Raw genomic sequence first — 17109 nt, 5'->3', positions numbered from 1 at the left:
TCAAAAAAGGTCGTCTGAAATCGGATTCAAACTTCAAATCCGGTTTCAGACGACCTTTTGTCTATTGCCGTTTACTTGCCTGCTTCAGATGAAGACAGGTTTTCCGGCAACATGTCCTGCTCGTCAAAATCAGGCTCAGGCTCGTTTTGCAACACCTTGCCATTCAATTTCAATTCGTTGTTTTGCAGGGTCAGATGGGTTTTGATATTGTTTTCTTCCAAAGTCAAGTATTGCTCCTGCGCCATACTTTTCACAGTACTGTCCACCATCAGACGCAGCGTTTCATTGATGTCCTCAATTCCTGCGCGTCCGGCTTCTTCATCCTCGGCATTAACGCTAAACAGGCTGCGCGCTTGGTTGATTGCCATCTGCTCCAACAGTTTTTTCGGAACGCTCACATTGAAATCGGCATGGGTTTTTTTCAACATTTCGCTGAGGCTGTTCAAATCTTTTGCCGCCAAGCCTTTAAAGGCGAGTTTACCGCTGACATCCACTTGACCTTGCGGCATGATGAATTTGAATGTTTTGACATTCAGCACCGGATCATTGGTGAATAAACCCGAAGCTTCGTTTTTGGCGGTTTGGAGCAAGGCGTTTTGGATCTCTTCCTCGCTCATTTTCTTATTGGCGACTTCGGCAAGCTTGGCTTTCAAAGCCTGCAAACCTTTGCCGTCCAAATGCTCTGCTGCCACATTGATATCCAACGGACCATATTTATCTTCGCCATAAACCAGCTCTTCAAATTGGAACCGTCCTTCGCTATTGATGAACTTATCAACTTCGTTGGTATTGGTATCGAATTTCAGTTTGCTGACTTCGATTTTGGAAGGCGCGATACTGCCGGTCGGATTAACAAATGCCCCGATCTGCAGATTGGTCACCAAATTGATCAGCTCGTTCAGCTTGACGTTGTAATCAATATTTTCTTTCCATTGCAGCAGGAATTTATCCAAAGTAATGCTGCTTTTGCCCAAGGAAAGCTTGTTGAGTCCGTCTGAAGTTTCAGATTGGAAATGTAGGTTTTCCATCGAAACATCACCCTTGTCCGCCAGCTTGAGCTGCAAAGACGGAGCGGTATAATCATGACGGTAGCTTTGGAAATCTTTTTCGTAATCGGTGTTGCCGCTCAAGCCTTTCCAGCTGAGCTTGATGCCGGACAACTCTTCATAGTCGAAAGCCGGAACGCTGAGTTGAAGCTTGCCGCTTCCTCCGAAATAAATCGTATTGCTCATGGTCAACGGGGCTTGTTGGCCAAAGAAGCGAGACAATACTTTTTCGGTTTCCGGATGGTATTTAAACTCTGTTTCCACATGAGCCTGAGTACCGAAACCGCCGGCAAACGGCCCATGGCTGATATGGTTCACAACCGTAATCGGCTCTTGCAAGACGGTTTTCAGATTATCGGGCAGATATTGCTGGGTATTTTGAAGCAATGTCGGTTTCAGGCGTATGACCGTAGTTTCGGTCGCACCGAACCAGCCCCGATCATATTGGTGGGATTCTACGGTTAAAAAACCTGATTCCTGCAACAGCTTTTGTTGTGCAGTCAGGGTTTCTTCTGCTTTGATGCCGAAGTAGTAAGGCGCACCGAGACCCGCGGCGATGGCTACGGCTACGGTCGAAATAAGATACTTTTTCATTGCTACAAACAGATAGGTTGAAAGCGATAAGAATAGCATTTTTTGGCCGATTTGTCTTTTGGGTAGCTTAGACGGTACAAATTAGTCCATATTTGGTACTTTTCCATCCTCATGAACCAGCTGCTTATGTTCCATTATCCCAAGCGTTCTGATTTATAATCGGGTCGTCTGAAAACCTGCCCACTACCATCCGCCCCATGACCACGGACTTCGACATCCCCCTCTTCCTTAAAAACCTGCCCAACCTGCCCGGCGTGTACCGTTTTTTCGACGAGGGCGGCAACGTCTTATACGTCGGCAAAGCGGTCAACCTCAAGCGGCGCGTGTCCGGCTATTTCCAGAAAAACGACCATTCCCCGCGCATCGCATTGATGGTGAAACAGGTTCACCACATTGAAACCACCATCACCCGCTCCGAAGCCGAAGCCCTGATTCTCGAAAACAATTTCATCAAAGCCCTGTCGCCCAAATACAATATCCTCTTCCGCGACGACAAAAGCTATCCATATTTAATGCTCAGCGGACATCAATATCCGCAGATGGCGTATTACCGCGGCACGTTGAAAAAGCCGAACCAATACTTCGGCCCCTATCCCAACAGCAACGCCGTGCGCGACAGCATACAAGTCCTGCAAAAAGTCTTCATGCTGCGCACCTGCGAAGACAGCGTGTTCGAACACCGCGACCGTCCTTGCCTGCTGTATCAAATCAAACGCTGCACCGCGCCCTGCGTCGGCCACATCAGCGAAGAAGACTACCGCGACAGCGTTCGCCAAGCTGCTACCTTCCTCAACGGCAAAACCGACGAACTGACCCGCACCCTGCAACACAAAATGCAGACCGCCGCCGCCAACCTGCAATTTGAGGAAGCCGCCCGCTACCGCGACCAAATCCAAGCACTCGGCATCATGCAGAGCAATCAGTTCATCGACAGCAAAAACCCCAACAACCCCAACGACATCGACCTGCTCGCGCTCGCCGTTTCAAACGGCCTCGTCTGCGTACACTGGGTCAGCATCCGCGGCGGGCGGCACGTCGGCGACAAAAGCTTCTTCCCCGACACCAAAAACGACCCCGAACCAAACGGGCAAGACTACGCCGAAGCCTTCGTCGCCCAACACTATCTGGGCAAAAACAAACCCGACATCATCATCAGCAACTTCCCCGTCCCCGACGCATTGAAAGAAGCCTTAGAGGGCGAACACGGCAAACAAATGCAGTTCGTGACCAAAACTATAGGCGAACGCAAAGTCTGGCTGAAAATGGCGGAACAAAACGCACAAATGGCGATTGCCCAACGCCGCCTGCAACAAAGCAGCCAGCAACACCGCATCGACGAGTTGGCAAAAATCCTGAACATGAATTCAGACGACCTCAACCGCCTCGAATGCTTCGACATCAGCCACACCCAAGGCGAAGCCACCATCGCCTCCTGCGTCGTGTACGACGAACAAAACATCCAACCCTCGCAATACCGCCGCTACAACATCACCACCGCCAAACCCGGCGACGACTACGCCGCCATGCGCGAAGTCCTCACCCGCCGCTACGGCAAAATGCAGGAAGCCGAAACCAACGGCGAGGCGGTCAAATGGCCCGATGTCGTATTGATTGACGGCGGCAAAGGACAAATCGGCATCGCCGTATCCGTATGGGAAGAACTCGGTCTGCACATCCCCTTGGTCGGCATCGCCAAAGGTCCGGAACGCAAAGCCGGCATGGAAGAACTCATTCTCCCGTTCACCGGCGAAACCTTCCGCCTGCCGCCCAACAGCCCCGCCCTGCACCTCCTGCAAACCGTGCGCGACGAATCGCACCGCTTCGCCATCACGGGCCACCGCAAAAAACGCGACAAAGCCCGAGTTACCTCTTCCCTCAGCGACATCCCCGGCGTAGGCAGCAAACGCCGCCAAGCCCTGCTCACCCGCTTCGGCGGCTTGCGCGGCGTCGTTGCCGCCAGCAAAGAAGATTTGGAACAAGTCGAAGGCATCAGCAAGGCATTAGCGGAAACCATTTACGAGCATCTGCATTAAACGATGGGATGAATAAGGCAAGAGATCGTCTGAAAAGTTTTCAGACGACCTCTTGTTGTTCGTTATGCTGCCTCAAAAACAATATTTTTTTAAAACCTTATTAGGAACGTATTGATAAATATCCCGAAATTCTTTCTTTACCGCACCTGAGGCAGGATTCAGCTTCTCATTCCTTACCAATTTTATATTATCTCTGGTTACTTCCAACAAGGATGCGACGGTATAGCGGTACTCCCGATGCAAACCTGCCGTCAAACGATCTCGGGTAAAGTCATACTGATATTTATCCTGTCCCGTTTCCCCATAAAAATCAACATCCATCCTGCAACGTCCTTGCGATTTGGCAAACAATACCAACCCGCTTCCTTCCGGACTCAATTCAAAATCCGTCAAATCCCTTTCATAAACTTTCTTCCATTGGGAATGATGACTTTGAGCAGCAAGCAAACCTGAGCTCAAGAATAAAACTGAAACCAATAAACCCTTAGCGACATTCATGTGATTGCACCTAGATTTGAAGAGCCTATTATTAAAGCAAAGAACTAAAAATAATACAATTGGGTTTCAATCGACTCAATCCTGCTCATCAAACAAGCCGACATCGAACAAATCCGGTTCGCTCATCCGAGCGCGGCAATCAACCTTAATATCCTCATTCACCTGACAGCAACACGGCAGAATCTCGCCGGGCGCGACAAACGCCAGCGGGAAATCGTCGTAAGACACCCTGCCGTCCAATATTTTGACGCGGCAAGAACCGCAATAGCCACTGCGGCACTGGTATTCGACCTCGTGGCCGGTGCGCTCCAATCCCTCCAATAAGGTTTCGCCTTCTTGAAGCTCGAAGGTTTTGTCGTGTGTACTGATGAGTGCCATTGTTATCTGTTTAAGCGGGAAAGGTCGTCTGCACGGTGTAACCGAAATCTTTGATTTCGTTTCTACACCTGTTCAGACGACCCCTGATGATGGAAATGCGGAAAAACCGCCGAATTTTGATTACAGTTCGAAATCGCCCAAATCGTCCGCGCTGACTTCCGAATCGATCTGACCGATTAAGTAAGAAGAAATTTCCACTTCCTGCGGCGCGACCTGCACGTTGTCGGACGACAGCCATGCGTTAATCCACGGAATCGGGTTTTGGGTGGCGCCTTCGAATCCGGCAGGCAGACCGACCGCCTGCATACGCAGGTTGGTGATGTATTCGACGTATTGCGCCAGAATTTCCTTGTTCAGACCAATCATCGAACCGTCTTTAAACAGATAGGCCGCCCATTCTTTTTCCTGCTCCGCCGCTTTTTTGAAGAGTTTGAAACATTCGTCCTGCAATTCAACGGCGATTTCCGCCATTTCAGGGTCGTCTGAACCGGCGCGCATCAGGTTGAGCATATGCTGGGTGCTGGTCAGGTGCAGGGCCTCGTCGCGGGCAATCAGTTTGATGATTTTGGCATTGCCTTCCATCAACTCGCGCTCGGCAAAAGCAAACGAGCAGGCGAATGAAACATAGAAACGGATGGCTTCCAACACGTTGACGCACATCAGGCAGAGATAGAGTTTTTTCTTCAACTCGCGCAAAGACAGATTAACGAGCTTGCCGCCGATATTGTGCGCCCCTTCACCCAGCAGGTTGTAATACTGAGTGTATTCGATTAAATCATCGTAATAACAGGCGATGTCTTCGGCGCGGGCAATGATGTATTCGTTCTGCACGATGTCATCGAACACGACTGACGGATCATTCACGATATTGCGGATAATGTGGGTATAGCTTCGCGAGTGGATGGTTTCGCTGAAGCTCCACGTTTCAATCCAAGTTTCCAACTCGGGAATCGACACCAATGGCAGCAAGGCAACGTTCGGACTGCGGCCTTGGATGGAATCGAGCAAGGTTTGGTATTTCAGATTGCTGATGAAAATGTGTTTTTCGTGTTCGGGCAGATTGGCGTAGTCGATACGGTCGCGCGACACGTCGATTTCTTCCGGACGCCAAAAGAAAGACAATTGTTTTTCAATCAGTTTTTCAAATACTTCGTATTTCTGCTGGTCATAACGGGCAACATTTACCGGCTGACCAAAAAACATCGGCTCTTTAAGCGCGTCGTTTTTGGTTTTGGAAAAGGTGCTGTATGACATGACTAGGTGTTCGCAGGACATGGTTTTTTCTCGGGTTGATTTAAATCTAAAAGTAGGATAGGCGACTTCTAGGCTGTGCAAAGCAGATGGGTCGTCTAAAAATTTTTATTTTGAGCCTTAATTGCAATCGTGGTACAATTTGTCCCAACAAAACGCATGAGCAGGCATGAAACCATTTCAGCGTTTGTCCGGCCTTTTTAGGCTACTAGCCCAAGAGCAGTTATAAAGCGAAGCCTGTACTGACAACCCTTACTTTTAAGTGAGGGTTGTTTTACTTTGGGCGTTTGATTCTCTTATTGACCAATGTATTATGTAATAACACAAAGAAACCAACCGGTTTTCTCCTTACTGTTGTTCCATGATTTTCTTTGTAATCCTTATCTCGGATATATGCACTATTAATGTAAATATGTACATCATGCTTGGGAGATTTGGCTCTTTGAAGTGAAAAATAGATTTCATAATCCACTTTTTTACCGTTTTTATCCGTTACTGATATGGTCAGAAACTTATCGTCAGCCGAAGTAAAATAACATTTACTCCTACTGATTTCACGCATAATTTGCGGCAACATTTTTGAAACCTGATAACGTTCGAAACAAAAAATTCGTGTCTCTTTAGCCGTTACATAATGCAATGCAGGTTCAACATCTAATAACTTTTCTCCCTTACGTTTATTTTCGCCTCTTGTAAAACAATGTGAACTAAACTCGATGATACAGCGGTATCGTTTTTCCGCCGTACCATCACTTTTCGCAGGTTGAATATAATCGCAAGAAAATGCAGTTAAATGCGTTAAATCATATTCACTACCTTGATAATCAAATTTAGGAAAGGCTTTCAATTACTTCACCAAAGCCCTTATCAAATCTTACAAGCCCCGCCAGCACAGCCGTCATCCTGAATATCGGTCTGGGTATCGTCCGCGCCGTCGCGGGTGTTGTGGTAGTACAGGGTTTTGACGCCGTATTTGTAGGCGGTCAGCAGGTCTTTGAGCATTTGTTTCATAGAAACTTTGTTGCCTTCGAATTTGCCCGGATCATAAGCGGTGTTGGCGGAAATCGCCTGATCGACGAATTTTTGCATCACGCCGACAAGTTTCAGGTAGCCTTCGTTGCCCGGAAGCTGCCATAGGGTTTCGTAGGCGTCTTTCAGGGTTTCAAATTCAGGCACGACTTGTTTCAGGATACCGTCTTTCGATGCTTTGACCGTTACCAGTCCGCGCGGCGGCTCGATGCCGTTGGTAGCGTTGGCGATTTGCGAACTGGTTTCAGACGGCATGAGTGCGGTCAGGGTGGAGTTGCGCAGACCGTATTTGACGATGTCGGCGCGCAGGCTTTCCCAGTCGCACAACAGCGGTTCGCTGCATACGGCATCCAAGTCTTTTTTGTAGGTGTCGATGGGCAGTTTGCCTTGCGAATAAACGGTTTGGTTGAACAGCGGGCACGCGCCGTATTCTTTGGCAAGGTTTACCGATGCTTTGAGCAGGTAATACTGCATGGCTTCAAAGGTACGGTGGGTCAGGCCGAGCGCGGAATCGTCGCTGTAACGGACGCCGTTTTTCGCCAGATAGTAGGCGTAGTTGATGACGCCGATGCCGAGCGTGCGGCGGTTCATGGTCGCGGTGCGGGCGGCTTCGACCGGATAGTCTTGATAATCCAGCAAGGCATCGAGTGCGCGCACGGTCAAATCGGCAAGCCCTTCCAGCTCGTCCAAGCCGTTTAATGCGCCCAAGTTGAAGGCAGACAAGGTACACAAGGCGATTTCGCCGTTCGGGTCGTTGATGTTGTCCAGCGGTTTGGTCGGCAGGGCGATTTCCATGCACAGGTTGGACTGGTGCACGGGTGCGACGCGCGGGTCAAACGGGCTGTGCGTGTTGCAGTGGTCAACGTTTTGGATGTAGATGCGTCCCGTTCCGGCGCGTTCCTGCATCAGCGTGGAGAACAAATCGGTAGCCGACAAGGTGCGCTTGCGGATATTCGGGTCTTGCTCGTATTTCGTGTAGAGACGCTCGAATTCGTCTTGGTCGGCAAAGAACGCGTCGTACAGGCCAGGGACTTCGTTGGGCGAGAACAGCGTGATGTTGCCGCCTTTAATCAGGCGGGTGTACAGCAGGCGGTTGATTTGCACGCCGTAATCAAGCTGGCGGATGCGGTTGTCTTCGACGCCGCGGTTGTTTTTCAACACCAACAGGCTTTCGGCTTCGATATGCCACAAGGGATAGAACAAAGTTGCCGCGCCGCCGCGCACGCCGCCTTGTGAGCAGGATTTAACCGCCGCTTGGAACATTTTGAAAAACGGAATGCAGCCGGTATGTTGCGCTTCGCCGCCGCGGATTTCGCTGCCCAAGCCGCGGATACGTCCGGCGTTGATACCGATGCCCGCACGTTGGGAAACGTATTTCACAATCGCGCTGGTGGTGGCGTTGATGGAATCCAAACTATCGTCGCATTCAATCAATACGCAGCTTGAAAACTGACGCGTAGGCGTCCGCACGCCGCTCATAATCGGGGTTGGCAGCGATACTTTAAATGTGGAAACGGCGTCGTAAAAACGTTTGACGTAATCCAAGCGCGTCTCTTTCGGGTATTTGCTGAAGAGACACATCGCCACCAAAATGTATAAGAACTGCGGCGTTTCATAAATCTGGCGGGTCACGCGGTTCTGCACCAGATATTTGCCTTCAAGCTGCTTCACGGCGGCATACGAGAAGGTCATGTCGCGGCTGTGGTCGATATAGGCATTCAGCTCGTCAAACTCTTCGCGGCTGTAATCTTCGATGATGTGGCGGTCGTATTTGCCCGCATCGGTGAGTTTTTTAACGTGGTCGAAGAGATGCGGCGGTTCGAACTCGCCGTAAGCGATTTTGCGCAGGTGGAAAATCGCCAGACGCGCGGCGAGATATTGATAGTCGGGCGTATCCTGCGAAATCAGGTCGGCAGCCGCCTTGATGATGGTTTCGTGGATGTCGTCGGTGCGGATGCCGTTGTAAAACTGGATGTGCGATTTGAGCTCGACTTGCGATACGGAAACGTTTTTCAAGCCTTCCGCCGCCCAAGTAACAACGCGGTGGATTTTGTCTAAGTCGAGATTTTCCAAACGTCCGTCGCGCTTGGTTACTTTCAAATCAGTCGGTGCATTCATCGTGAGCTTTCTCCATCCTGAAACACAAGATACAGTATGTATTAATATCGAGTGGCACAATATAGTGTATTTTTCGTTGCTTATCCAGTCTTGACAAGGCCGCTGTTTTGAAATCGGGCTTTTCCCAATTTTCTTTCAGACGACCTCTTTCCCTATGATTCAAGCCTTACCGCAAAGATGCGTTTTTTAGCATCAAAACCCTCATTCGGCTATGCGCTTATGAAATAAGGCAAATTCGGATTTGTGTTAAATTTTGAAAATAAACAGCATGACAATGAATGACATATGCAACATAAGGTCGTCTGAAACGTGATAATTCATGTAGTTTATTATTTTCTCTGTTTGATAATATGTAATGGAAGATGGGTTTCGTCAAAATGCTTTAAATACCCCGCTTGCTTTTTCAGACGACCCATCCTGCCAAATTTCCTTTTTACAAAAGCCATGAATATAATGAAATGCACCCTTTAAATAAACAGGAGTCCGCCATGTTATTGAGGAAAAGCCTTATTCCTGCACTGTCTGCAGCACTGATACTAGGTTTTGCAACCCAACCTGCCGATGCAGCCACCCGCAAACATCATAAAACCCACTATGCTCAAACCCAAGCCAAACAAGGCAAGCTGCATCCTGTCTGCAAAAAATATCTTGACCGTCGCGCTGCATGGTACAAATCCAAAGGCAACAAAGCCGAGCTGAAAGAAAACGTCAAAGCCCGGAAAGCCTTCCGCCAACTGCCGTATAAAGAACAACGCATCCAATGCCAAACGGCTTATGAAGCATTTGATGATTTCGACCACGGCAAATTCCGTCGCTAAAACGGATAAAGGTCGTCTGAAAAAACCGAATTGCACCCCAAAAAGTTGGATATTCCATCCAAACATACGGGTGCAGTTTTTATGACCAAATTTACGCTTCAAATAACAAACCGCATCCCATTATTTATACGGTCGCATAAGGCAACGCAGATGGGGGGCTTCTTTGCGGTATTAAACGAAATGCTCCTACCGTTCAGGAGAATTGACGGTGGACGAATATGATTATCTGGATTACTGCATCTGGGAGCGTTACAGTTTGAAAGTGAAAAAAGCTGGATCCTGTCGTATACAGAATCCAGCTTATATAGAGCGCCTAAATAGGGGTTTATGAACGTCCAAGATTTGGACGCAGCCCGGTTTTTCAGACGACCTTTTGACTGTTAAGCAAGTTTGATTCGGAAAATTAACGCTCGCTCAATGCCTGTTTCATACGGGTAATCGGTTTGATCAGGTATTGGAAGATGGTTTTTTCACCGGTTTTAATGTCCACTGTGGCAACCATGCCCGGAATAATCGGCATGTCTTTACCGTTTTTGTCTTTCAGGGCGTTGTTCTCAGTTTGGACGATGACTCGGTAGTAAACTTGGTTGGGGTCGAGCTTCAGATCGTTGGCACGGCTTTGCATAGAGTTGCTGACGGTATCTGCGCCGACAAGGGTAACTTTGCCTTCCAATCCACCGTAGATGGAGTAGTCATATGCGCTGACTTTGACCAGTGCGGGCTGTCCTGCGCGGACGAAGGCGATGTCTTGCGGACGGATATAGGCTTCGACAAGGAGTTTGTCATCAACGGGGACGATTTGCATGATTTCTTCGCCCGGGTTGACTACGCCGCCGATGGTATTGATTTTGATGTTTTTGACGATGCCGCGCATGGGGGAGCGGATTTGGGAGCGGTCAACCGGGTCGGCGCGCATTGCCATGTTTTCTTTGGATTGCGCCAGCTCGGATTCGGATTGCACAAGTTCGTTGTTGGCATCTGTCCTGTAACGGTTGCGGCGTTCGGCAATTTGCAGGGTCAGATCGCTGGATTCGCGGCGCATTTTGAGGAGCTCAACTTCGGACATGACACCTTGTGCCACCATAGGTGCAGTAATGGCAATTTCGCGGTCAAGCGCCGCTTTACTTTGTACCAGGCTTTGTACGGCATCGGTCATGGCTTGGCGGCGGGCGTTATATGCGGCGGTTTCGCGGCGGCGGAGTTCGGGGCTGACGCTGTTGGGGAACGTGAGTTTGCCGCCGTAAGCTTCGGCTTTCAGGCGGGCGATGGTGGCCTCGAGGTTTTGGACTTTGGCTTCGCTCTCGCGCAATACAGCAAGGCTGCGCGTATCGTCGAGCTTCAGCAGGATTTGGTCTTTTTCGACCAAATCGCCTTCTTTAACCATCATTTGGGTAATGACACCGGCGTCCAGGCTTTGGATGACTTGTTCGCGGCTGCTGGGGATAACGTTGCCGTTGCCGCGGGTTACTTCTTCGACGGTGCTGTTGTATGCCCATACGACAAAGACGACGAGCAGCAGGAAAAACAGGATGATGACCCAAAATTGGCCGCTATGTTTTTCTTTTTGTAAGGCTGCATTCAAATCGTTAATGAGATGCAGGTCTTTGGATTTAACGTTGTTTTCGCTCATAATGATGAATCTTCGGTATCTGTTTGTTGTTTTCAAAGAGGTCGTCTGAAACGCTTTCTGCTTGTGTTTTCAGACGACCTTTTCCCTTTTCGTCATGCTTGCGCCGCTTCGCCGGGACGTTGGTTTTCCTGCGCTTGTTGTGCTGCTTTGACTTTGTTTTGCTCGTTTTGCATCAGTTTTTGCAACACTAAATCGCGCGGGCCATCCATAACGACTTTGCCGTTTTCCATTACGATGATGCGGTTAACGATTTGCAGCACTTGCGGACGGTGGGTCACCAAAAGCATGGTGCGGTTGCGTCCCCAGTGGGCGATCGCGTTCAATGCCATGCGTTCGGTACCTTGGTCGAGGCTGGTTGTCGGCTCGTCCAAAAGAACGACTTTGGGGTCGCGCAGCGTCATGCGTGCTAGGGCGATGATTTGTTTTTGACCGCCGGACAGACCCAAACCGTCTTCACCCAAAGGCATATCCAAGCCTCTCGGGTGGTTGCGGATGATTTGGTCCAGACCGAAGCGTTTGAGTGCGGTCAGCAGATCTTGGTCGGTCGAATAGCTGTCGGTACGCGCCAAATCCATGTTTTCGCGCAATGTTCCCAAGAAAAGGCGTGGAGATTGACTAAACAGGAGTACTTGGTTCCGCAGGAAATTCGGATCAAGTTGGCGCATATCGACGCCGTCGAGGGTTACGTTGCCTTTTTCGGTGTCGTACAGACCGCTCGCCAGCTTCAGCATGGTACTTTTACCGCTGCCGATACGTCCGAGGATACCGACTTTTTCACCAGGTCGGATGTTGATGCGCAACTCGTCAACTGCGTTGTTGCTTTCGTTTTTGTATTTGAACGTTACGTTTTCAAAGGCGATATTGCCTTGAACGTTATCCAAAGTAATGTATTTGCGCTCGGGACTGCGTTCGATCGGACGGGAAACAATGTCGTTCACGCCTCTTAACGCCAGCTTCGCTTGTTGGAAGCGGGTAGCAAGGCCGGCAACTTGAGCCAACGGCGCCAACGCGCGGCCAGACAGAATAACGGAGGCAATCAACGCACCCATGGTAATCCGTTCCGCATGGTTGTCGGCATGAATCAGATAGGTACCGACAACGACCAAAAAGACAGTATTGAGCTGCTGCATGGCAACAGCGAAGTTGACCATGAAGTTGCTGGTATCTTTAACTTTAATAGATGAAGCGGAGGTTTTGGCGGTGTATTCGTCCCATCGTTGTTGCGCCCATGAAGTCGCGTTGTTGGTTTTCAGAGTTTCGATGCCTTCGATGGCTTCTACGGCAAGGCCTGAACGTTGCGAGCTTTCTTTCATGGATTCGTTAATGTGGCGCGACAAGGGGCGTTGGACGATGAAGCCGACAATGACGACAATAGGAATAATCGCCAAAGGAACCAAAGCCAGTTTGCCGCCGACTATCGAAATAACAAAGATAAACAGCAACAGGAAAGGTAAGTCCACCAAAGTCAACAGGCTCGCACTGGTCATGAATTCGCGTACAGATTCAAATTCGCGCAGGTTGTTGGCGTATGAACCGGACGAAGCGGGACGGTCGGCGAGACGCAATGCCATCACGCGACGGAACAAGGCAGAGCTGATAATCAAGTCGGCCTTTTTACCGGCGATGTCGGTCAAATGGCCGCGTATCATCTTGGCGGCAAATTCGAACAAAATGGCGAGGACAACGCCAATACTCAAAACCCACAGGGTTTCATAGGCTTGGTTGGGAATGACGCGGTCGTACACGTTCATGACATACAACGAGCTGACCAAGGCAAGGAAGTTGATGATGACGGTCGCCAAAATCACTTGATAGTAATAGCTGCGGAAACGCCAAATGACTTTCCAAAACCATGCTTTGGGGAGGTGGTATTCAGGCAGTTCGGAACGTGTGTCCGCCGCCATTTTGGGCTTGATAAACCAGCAGTAACCCAGATACAGACCGGAAAGCTGGTCATGATCAAGCTGCTGCTCCAAGCCATCTACCTGACGGATATGATATTTCCTGTTCCGACCCGAACCTTCGATATTGGTAATGACGGCAGCCTCTTCGTTGTGAAGAATGATCATCACAGGAACGGCAAGCGATGGAATGTCTTCCAGATTGCGCTTGGACAATGTGTTTTCAAAGCCGTGGCTGCGCAAGACTTCGACAAGGGAATGATAGTTGACATTGAGTTTTTTATCCCGCACCACCTCTGCCGTCAGTGCGGCTTCTGACACAGGCGCCCCTAAGAGACGGGTAACCAACACAATATGTTCAATGATTGCTTTCATGATAATTCGCGTAATGAGTAATGATGTTAAGATTTTATGTTATTGCTTCAAGCCTGCCCAATTCGCCATTTGCGCCTGCGCAGCCAGATAATCCAACGCGGCATCGCGGAAGTCGTTGCGCGCCGAAATGTTTTCCTGCTCGATGCTGGACAATTCGTTGTATGCGCCCAAAACGTCGGTCAGCGTGCGGCGGGCAATTTTGAATTGCAACTCGTAAGTTTTAACCACGTCTTTTTGGGCGGCAATATGTTGTTCGGCAATATCGGCACGGCGTTCGCTCTCGCGCATGTCGATTTCGGCGGTTTGGGTTTTTTCGGTGATGTCGCGCATAATCTGCTCGGATTTCGATTCGGCGGCAATCAGAGCATCGGCATTTTTCTGCACATTATGGCGCGCGGCAACGTCCAAGACATTCCAGGCCACATTTAAATAAAGCTGTCTGTTGTCGCGGTTCGCATTACCTTCCAGATTCACGGCGGGCAGGCGCTCTGCTTTGGAAACGTCCAAATCTGCCTTCACGCTGTCGCGTTCTGCCACCTGCGCCCGATAGGAAGGATTGGTATTGTTATCGGCGGTTTTGAAACGGCGAACCAATGATTCCGCGCTGTCGTTGGCAAACGGATCTTCCAAATCCTCTGCCGTCAACTGCCGTCCGGTGTAGCGGGACAAACGGCTCAACGCCAATTCCATCGTGCGTTGTTGTTGCGCGATGGATGATTCGACCTGCAACAGGCGCGCACGCGCTTCAATGAGTTCGGAACGGCGACCGCTATCGTATTTCACGATAATATTCAAATCTTTCAGAAGATTATTATGTCGGACCAAGCTCTGACGGTTGATACGCAGGATTTCTTTCGCGCGCAATGCGGTCAAATAGAGTTTGCCGATGTCGCTACCCAGACGTTCCTGATTTTCGAAATAACGATGATAGTAGTATTGCTCTCTGTTTTTATCGCGCCGTACCGCCGCATTGATGGCGCCCCATGAATATACATTCAAAGTTCCGCGTATGCCGACACCGTCATTCATATCGTTGCTGGAATATTTGTTTTTCTGCGCCAAAACTTTGGTACCTGTCAGCGTCAACACGGGATAATGGCGCGCACGGGTAGCCTTCGTCGTACTTTTGGCCGAATCTTCGGTTGCTTTCGCTTCCTTCACAATCGGGTCAGACACCATGGCATCCCTTAAAATAGCCTGCAAAGGATAAGCCTGCGCCGTTGCCGCGCATACTGCCGCGCACACCGCGGCAGCAATTTGCCCGATGCGGAAAACAGATGTTTCGGGACGATTCAAAAAAGTTTTTTTCTTCATATTATTCACAACAATACGGTTCGTCATTTATCAGATTGGCAGAGGGGTGGCCTGTTGCAAATCAATTCTTTGAGCATATTATCATTAATCGGAATCCCTGTTTTCAGATTGCGATAAAAGGTAGTTATCTGCTCCTGAAAGTAACATGGATGATATTCCTACTATTGCTAAATCACGACACCGTATTAAAAACGAGCAAAAGGTCGTCTGAAAACGACCTCCTGTTTACAGATGGACGCTAATGATTTGCAACATTTGCGCCAGCACTTTCGGATTGGCTGCCACAATATCGCCGCTTTCCAGCCAGCCTTCATTGCCGGACATATCGGTAACGATACCGCCGGCTTCCTGCACAATCAGCGCGCCTGCGGCAATATCCCAAGGTTTGAGGTTGAACTCGAAGAAACCGTCCAAACGGCCGGCCGCCACGGCGCACAAATCCAATGAAGCCGCGCCTTCTCTGCGGCCTCCGGCCGTTTTTGCCAAAAAGTCTTTCAGAATAGCCAGATACTTGTCCATCATGCTTTGATCAACAACAGGGAAGCCTGTACCAATCAAGCAGCGGTTCAACTCAATGCGGGAAGAAACGCGGATACGGCGGTCATTGAGCAATGCGCCTTTGCCGCGCGAAGCCATGTAAACATCGTTGCGTTCAGGTGCGTACACCAAAGCTTCCTGCAACACGCCTTTGTGCAGCAGCGCCATAGAAATCGCGTATTGGGGATGACCGTGTAAGAAGTTGGTCGTGCCGTCGAGCGGATCGATAATCCATTCGTATTCCGCAGAGGCTTTGCCGTGAGAACCGCCTTCTTCACAAGTGATTTTGTGATGCGGATAGGCTTCTTTGAGCGCTTCCACCAAAATCATCTCGGAATTGCGGTCAACGTCGGAAACGAAATCGTTGAATGCCTTGCTGTCAACTTTGACGGCATCCAGATTGCCGCTTGCGCGGATCATCATCTGCCCGGCTTTACGGGCGGCTTTGAAAGCGGTATTTAAAAACGGATTCATGGGTTTTCTTTCTAAATCAGGTAAAATACCGTCCGGCGCATCTGCACCGGACGCAACGTTTGTACGTTTCCGACGTTGTTAAAGAACATTTCAGACGACCTCTCAATCCGAAAGGTGAAAGGTCGTCTGAAAACAAAAAGATGGCGTATTATACCCGATTCCTGAACAAACCGAAAACAAAACATGACTTCAGCCAAGCCCGAATTGCCCGACTATCTCGGCAACATCCGCATCATCCTCACCCGCACCAGCCATCCTGCCAATATCGGCTCCGCCGCCCGCGCCATAAAAACCATGGGGCTGCACAAACTCACCATTGTCGCCCCGAATTTGATGTCCACACCGATGACCGGGCGGCCGCCCATTTTCAACCCCGAAAACCCGCAAGATTTCCAACTGCCGGAGGAAAGTTTCATCCTCGCTTCCGGCGCGGCAGACGTATTGCACAACGCCGTGATTGCCGCCACGCTCGACGAAGCCCTCGCCGACACCACGCTCGCCTGCGCCCTTACCAGCCGCCGCCGCGAAATCACCGCGCCGCTGCAAACCCCGCGCGAACTGGTTCCCGAATTATTGCGGGCGGCACAACGCGGAGAACAAGTTGCCCTCGTCTTCGGCAACGAAACCTTCGGCTTGAGCATCGAAGAAGTACAGGCGTGCAACCGTCTGATGACCATCAACGGCAACCCCGACTATTTCTCGCTCAACCTCGCCCAAGCCGTTCAGGTCGTGTGTTACGAAATCTTCAGTCAGACCGATATGCCCATGACCCACCTGCAACAAGAAGACCACGCCGCCACCCACGAACAAATCAAAGGCATGGTAGCCCACATGAAAAACGTCATGGACGACATCGGCTTCTTCAACCGCCGCAACAGCGAACGCCTGATGCGACGTATGCAAAGCCTGTTCGGCCGCGCCAACACGCAAACCGAAGACATCGACATCCTGCGCGGCTTTTTCAATACCGTCAGCCATCGCTTGAAGAAGAAAGACTGAAAAAGGTCGTCTGAAAAATAAAACTGCCCCCCCCCCTAAAAGTCGGACATCCCATCCAACTTCGGGTGCAGTTTTAAAACCAAATATATAGTGGATTAAATTTAAATCAGGACA

Annotated in this window: 13 protein-coding genes; 3 read left to right on the top strand and 10 right to left on the bottom strand. The window is 49.9% G+C overall.

The genetic code is table 11. The annotated features are described in order from the left end of the window. Positions 1–71: 71 nt before the first annotated feature. Positions 72–1640 carry a YdgA family protein gene (locus HMPREF3050_RS07920; RefSeq protein WP_070774384.1) on the bottom strand — a complete coding sequence of 523 codons (1569 nt, stop codon included), beginning with the start codon at positions 1638–1640 and terminating at the stop codon, positions 72–74. A gap of 197 nt (positions 1641–1837) precedes the next feature. Between HMPREF3050_RS07920 and uvrC the strand changes: the two genes are divergently transcribed. Beyond that, positions 1838–3673, top strand: a complete 1836-nt coding sequence (uvrC, locus tag HMPREF3050_RS07915; RefSeq protein WP_070774371.1) for an excinuclease ABC subunit UvrC — start codon at positions 1838–1840, stop codon at positions 3671–3673. A 72-nt stretch (positions 3674–3745) separates the two neighbouring features. On the opposite strand, the gene HMPREF3050_RS07910 is transcribed toward uvrC, so the two are convergent. The 5 genes from HMPREF3050_RS07910 to nrdA form a co-directional block, all read right to left on the bottom strand. After that, positions 3746–4171, bottom strand: a complete 426-nt coding sequence (locus tag HMPREF3050_RS07910) for a hypothetical protein (RefSeq protein WP_070774370.1) — start codon at positions 4169–4171, stop codon at positions 3746–3748. Positions 4172–4246: 75 nt separating this feature from the next. Beyond that, on the bottom strand, positions 4247–4549 hold the full coding sequence (gene yfaE / locus HMPREF3050_RS07905) for a class I ribonucleotide reductase maintenance protein YfaE (RefSeq protein WP_070774369.1): 303 nt from the start codon (positions 4547–4549) through the stop codon (positions 4247–4249). Between the two features lie 120 nt (positions 4550–4669). Continuing rightward, a complete protein-coding gene (nrdB, locus tag HMPREF3050_RS07900) occupies positions 4670–5803 on the bottom strand; it encodes a class Ia ribonucleoside-diphosphate reductase subunit beta (RefSeq protein ID WP_070774383.1) in 1134 nt (377 codons plus the stop codon). 271 nt (positions 5804–6074) lie between these two features. Continuing rightward, the gene (locus tag HMPREF3050_RS07895; RefSeq protein ID WP_070774368.1) at positions 6075–6647 is read right to left on the bottom strand and encodes a hypothetical protein; all 573 of its coding nucleotides are present in this window, start codon (positions 6645–6647) and stop codon (positions 6075–6077) included. Positions 6648–6667: 20 nt separating this feature from the next. Beyond that, a complete protein-coding gene (gene nrdA, locus HMPREF3050_RS07890; protein WP_070774367.1) occupies positions 6668–8947 on the bottom strand; it encodes a class 1a ribonucleoside-diphosphate reductase subunit alpha in 2280 nt (759 codons plus the stop codon). 488 nt (positions 8948–9435) lie between these two features. Between nrdA and HMPREF3050_RS07885 the strand changes: the two genes are divergently transcribed. After that, positions 9436–9765, top strand: coding sequence for a stress response protein (locus HMPREF3050_RS07885; protein WP_070774366.1), 330 nt, complete (start codon positions 9436–9438; stop codon positions 9763–9765). A 403-nt stretch (positions 9766–10168) separates the two neighbouring features. On the opposite strand, the gene HMPREF3050_RS07880 is transcribed toward HMPREF3050_RS07885, so the two are convergent. From HMPREF3050_RS07880 to HMPREF3050_RS07865, 4 genes are all read right to left on the bottom strand, one after another. Further along, a complete protein-coding gene (locus HMPREF3050_RS07880) occupies positions 10169–11395 on the bottom strand; it encodes an HlyD family type I secretion periplasmic adaptor subunit (RefSeq protein ID WP_003756845.1) in 1227 nt (408 codons plus the stop codon). Positions 11396–11487: 92 nt separating this feature from the next. Then, positions 11488–13671, bottom strand: a complete 2184-nt coding sequence (locus HMPREF3050_RS07875; protein WP_003767962.1) for a type I secretion system permease/ATPase — start codon at positions 13669–13671, stop codon at positions 11488–11490. 39 nt (positions 13672–13710) lie between these two features. Beyond that, a complete protein-coding gene (locus tag HMPREF3050_RS07870) occupies positions 13711–15012 on the bottom strand; it encodes a TolC family protein (protein WP_094113363.1) in 1302 nt (433 codons plus the stop codon). Positions 15013–15210: 198 nt separating this feature from the next. Further along, positions 15211–15996: an inositol monophosphatase family protein gene (locus HMPREF3050_RS07865; protein ID WP_003756839.1), complete on the bottom strand. Its 786-nt coding sequence runs from the start codon at positions 15994–15996 to the stop codon at positions 15211–15213. Positions 15997–16179: 183 nt separating this feature from the next. Here HMPREF3050_RS07865 and HMPREF3050_RS07860 point away from each other — a divergent pair, with 183 nt between their 5' ends. Next, on the top strand, positions 16180–16995 hold the full coding sequence (locus tag HMPREF3050_RS07860; protein ID WP_070774365.1) for an RNA methyltransferase: 816 nt from the start codon (positions 16180–16182) through the stop codon (positions 16993–16995). Positions 16996–17109: the final 114 nt, after the last annotated feature.

The sequence above is a fragment of the Neisseria sp. HMSC065D04 genome, from assembly GCF_001815675.1.
Classification (GTDB): Bacteria; Pseudomonadota; Gammaproteobacteria; order Burkholderiales; family Neisseriaceae; genus Neisseria.
This window is presented reverse-complemented; position numbering and strand designations above follow the sequence as displayed.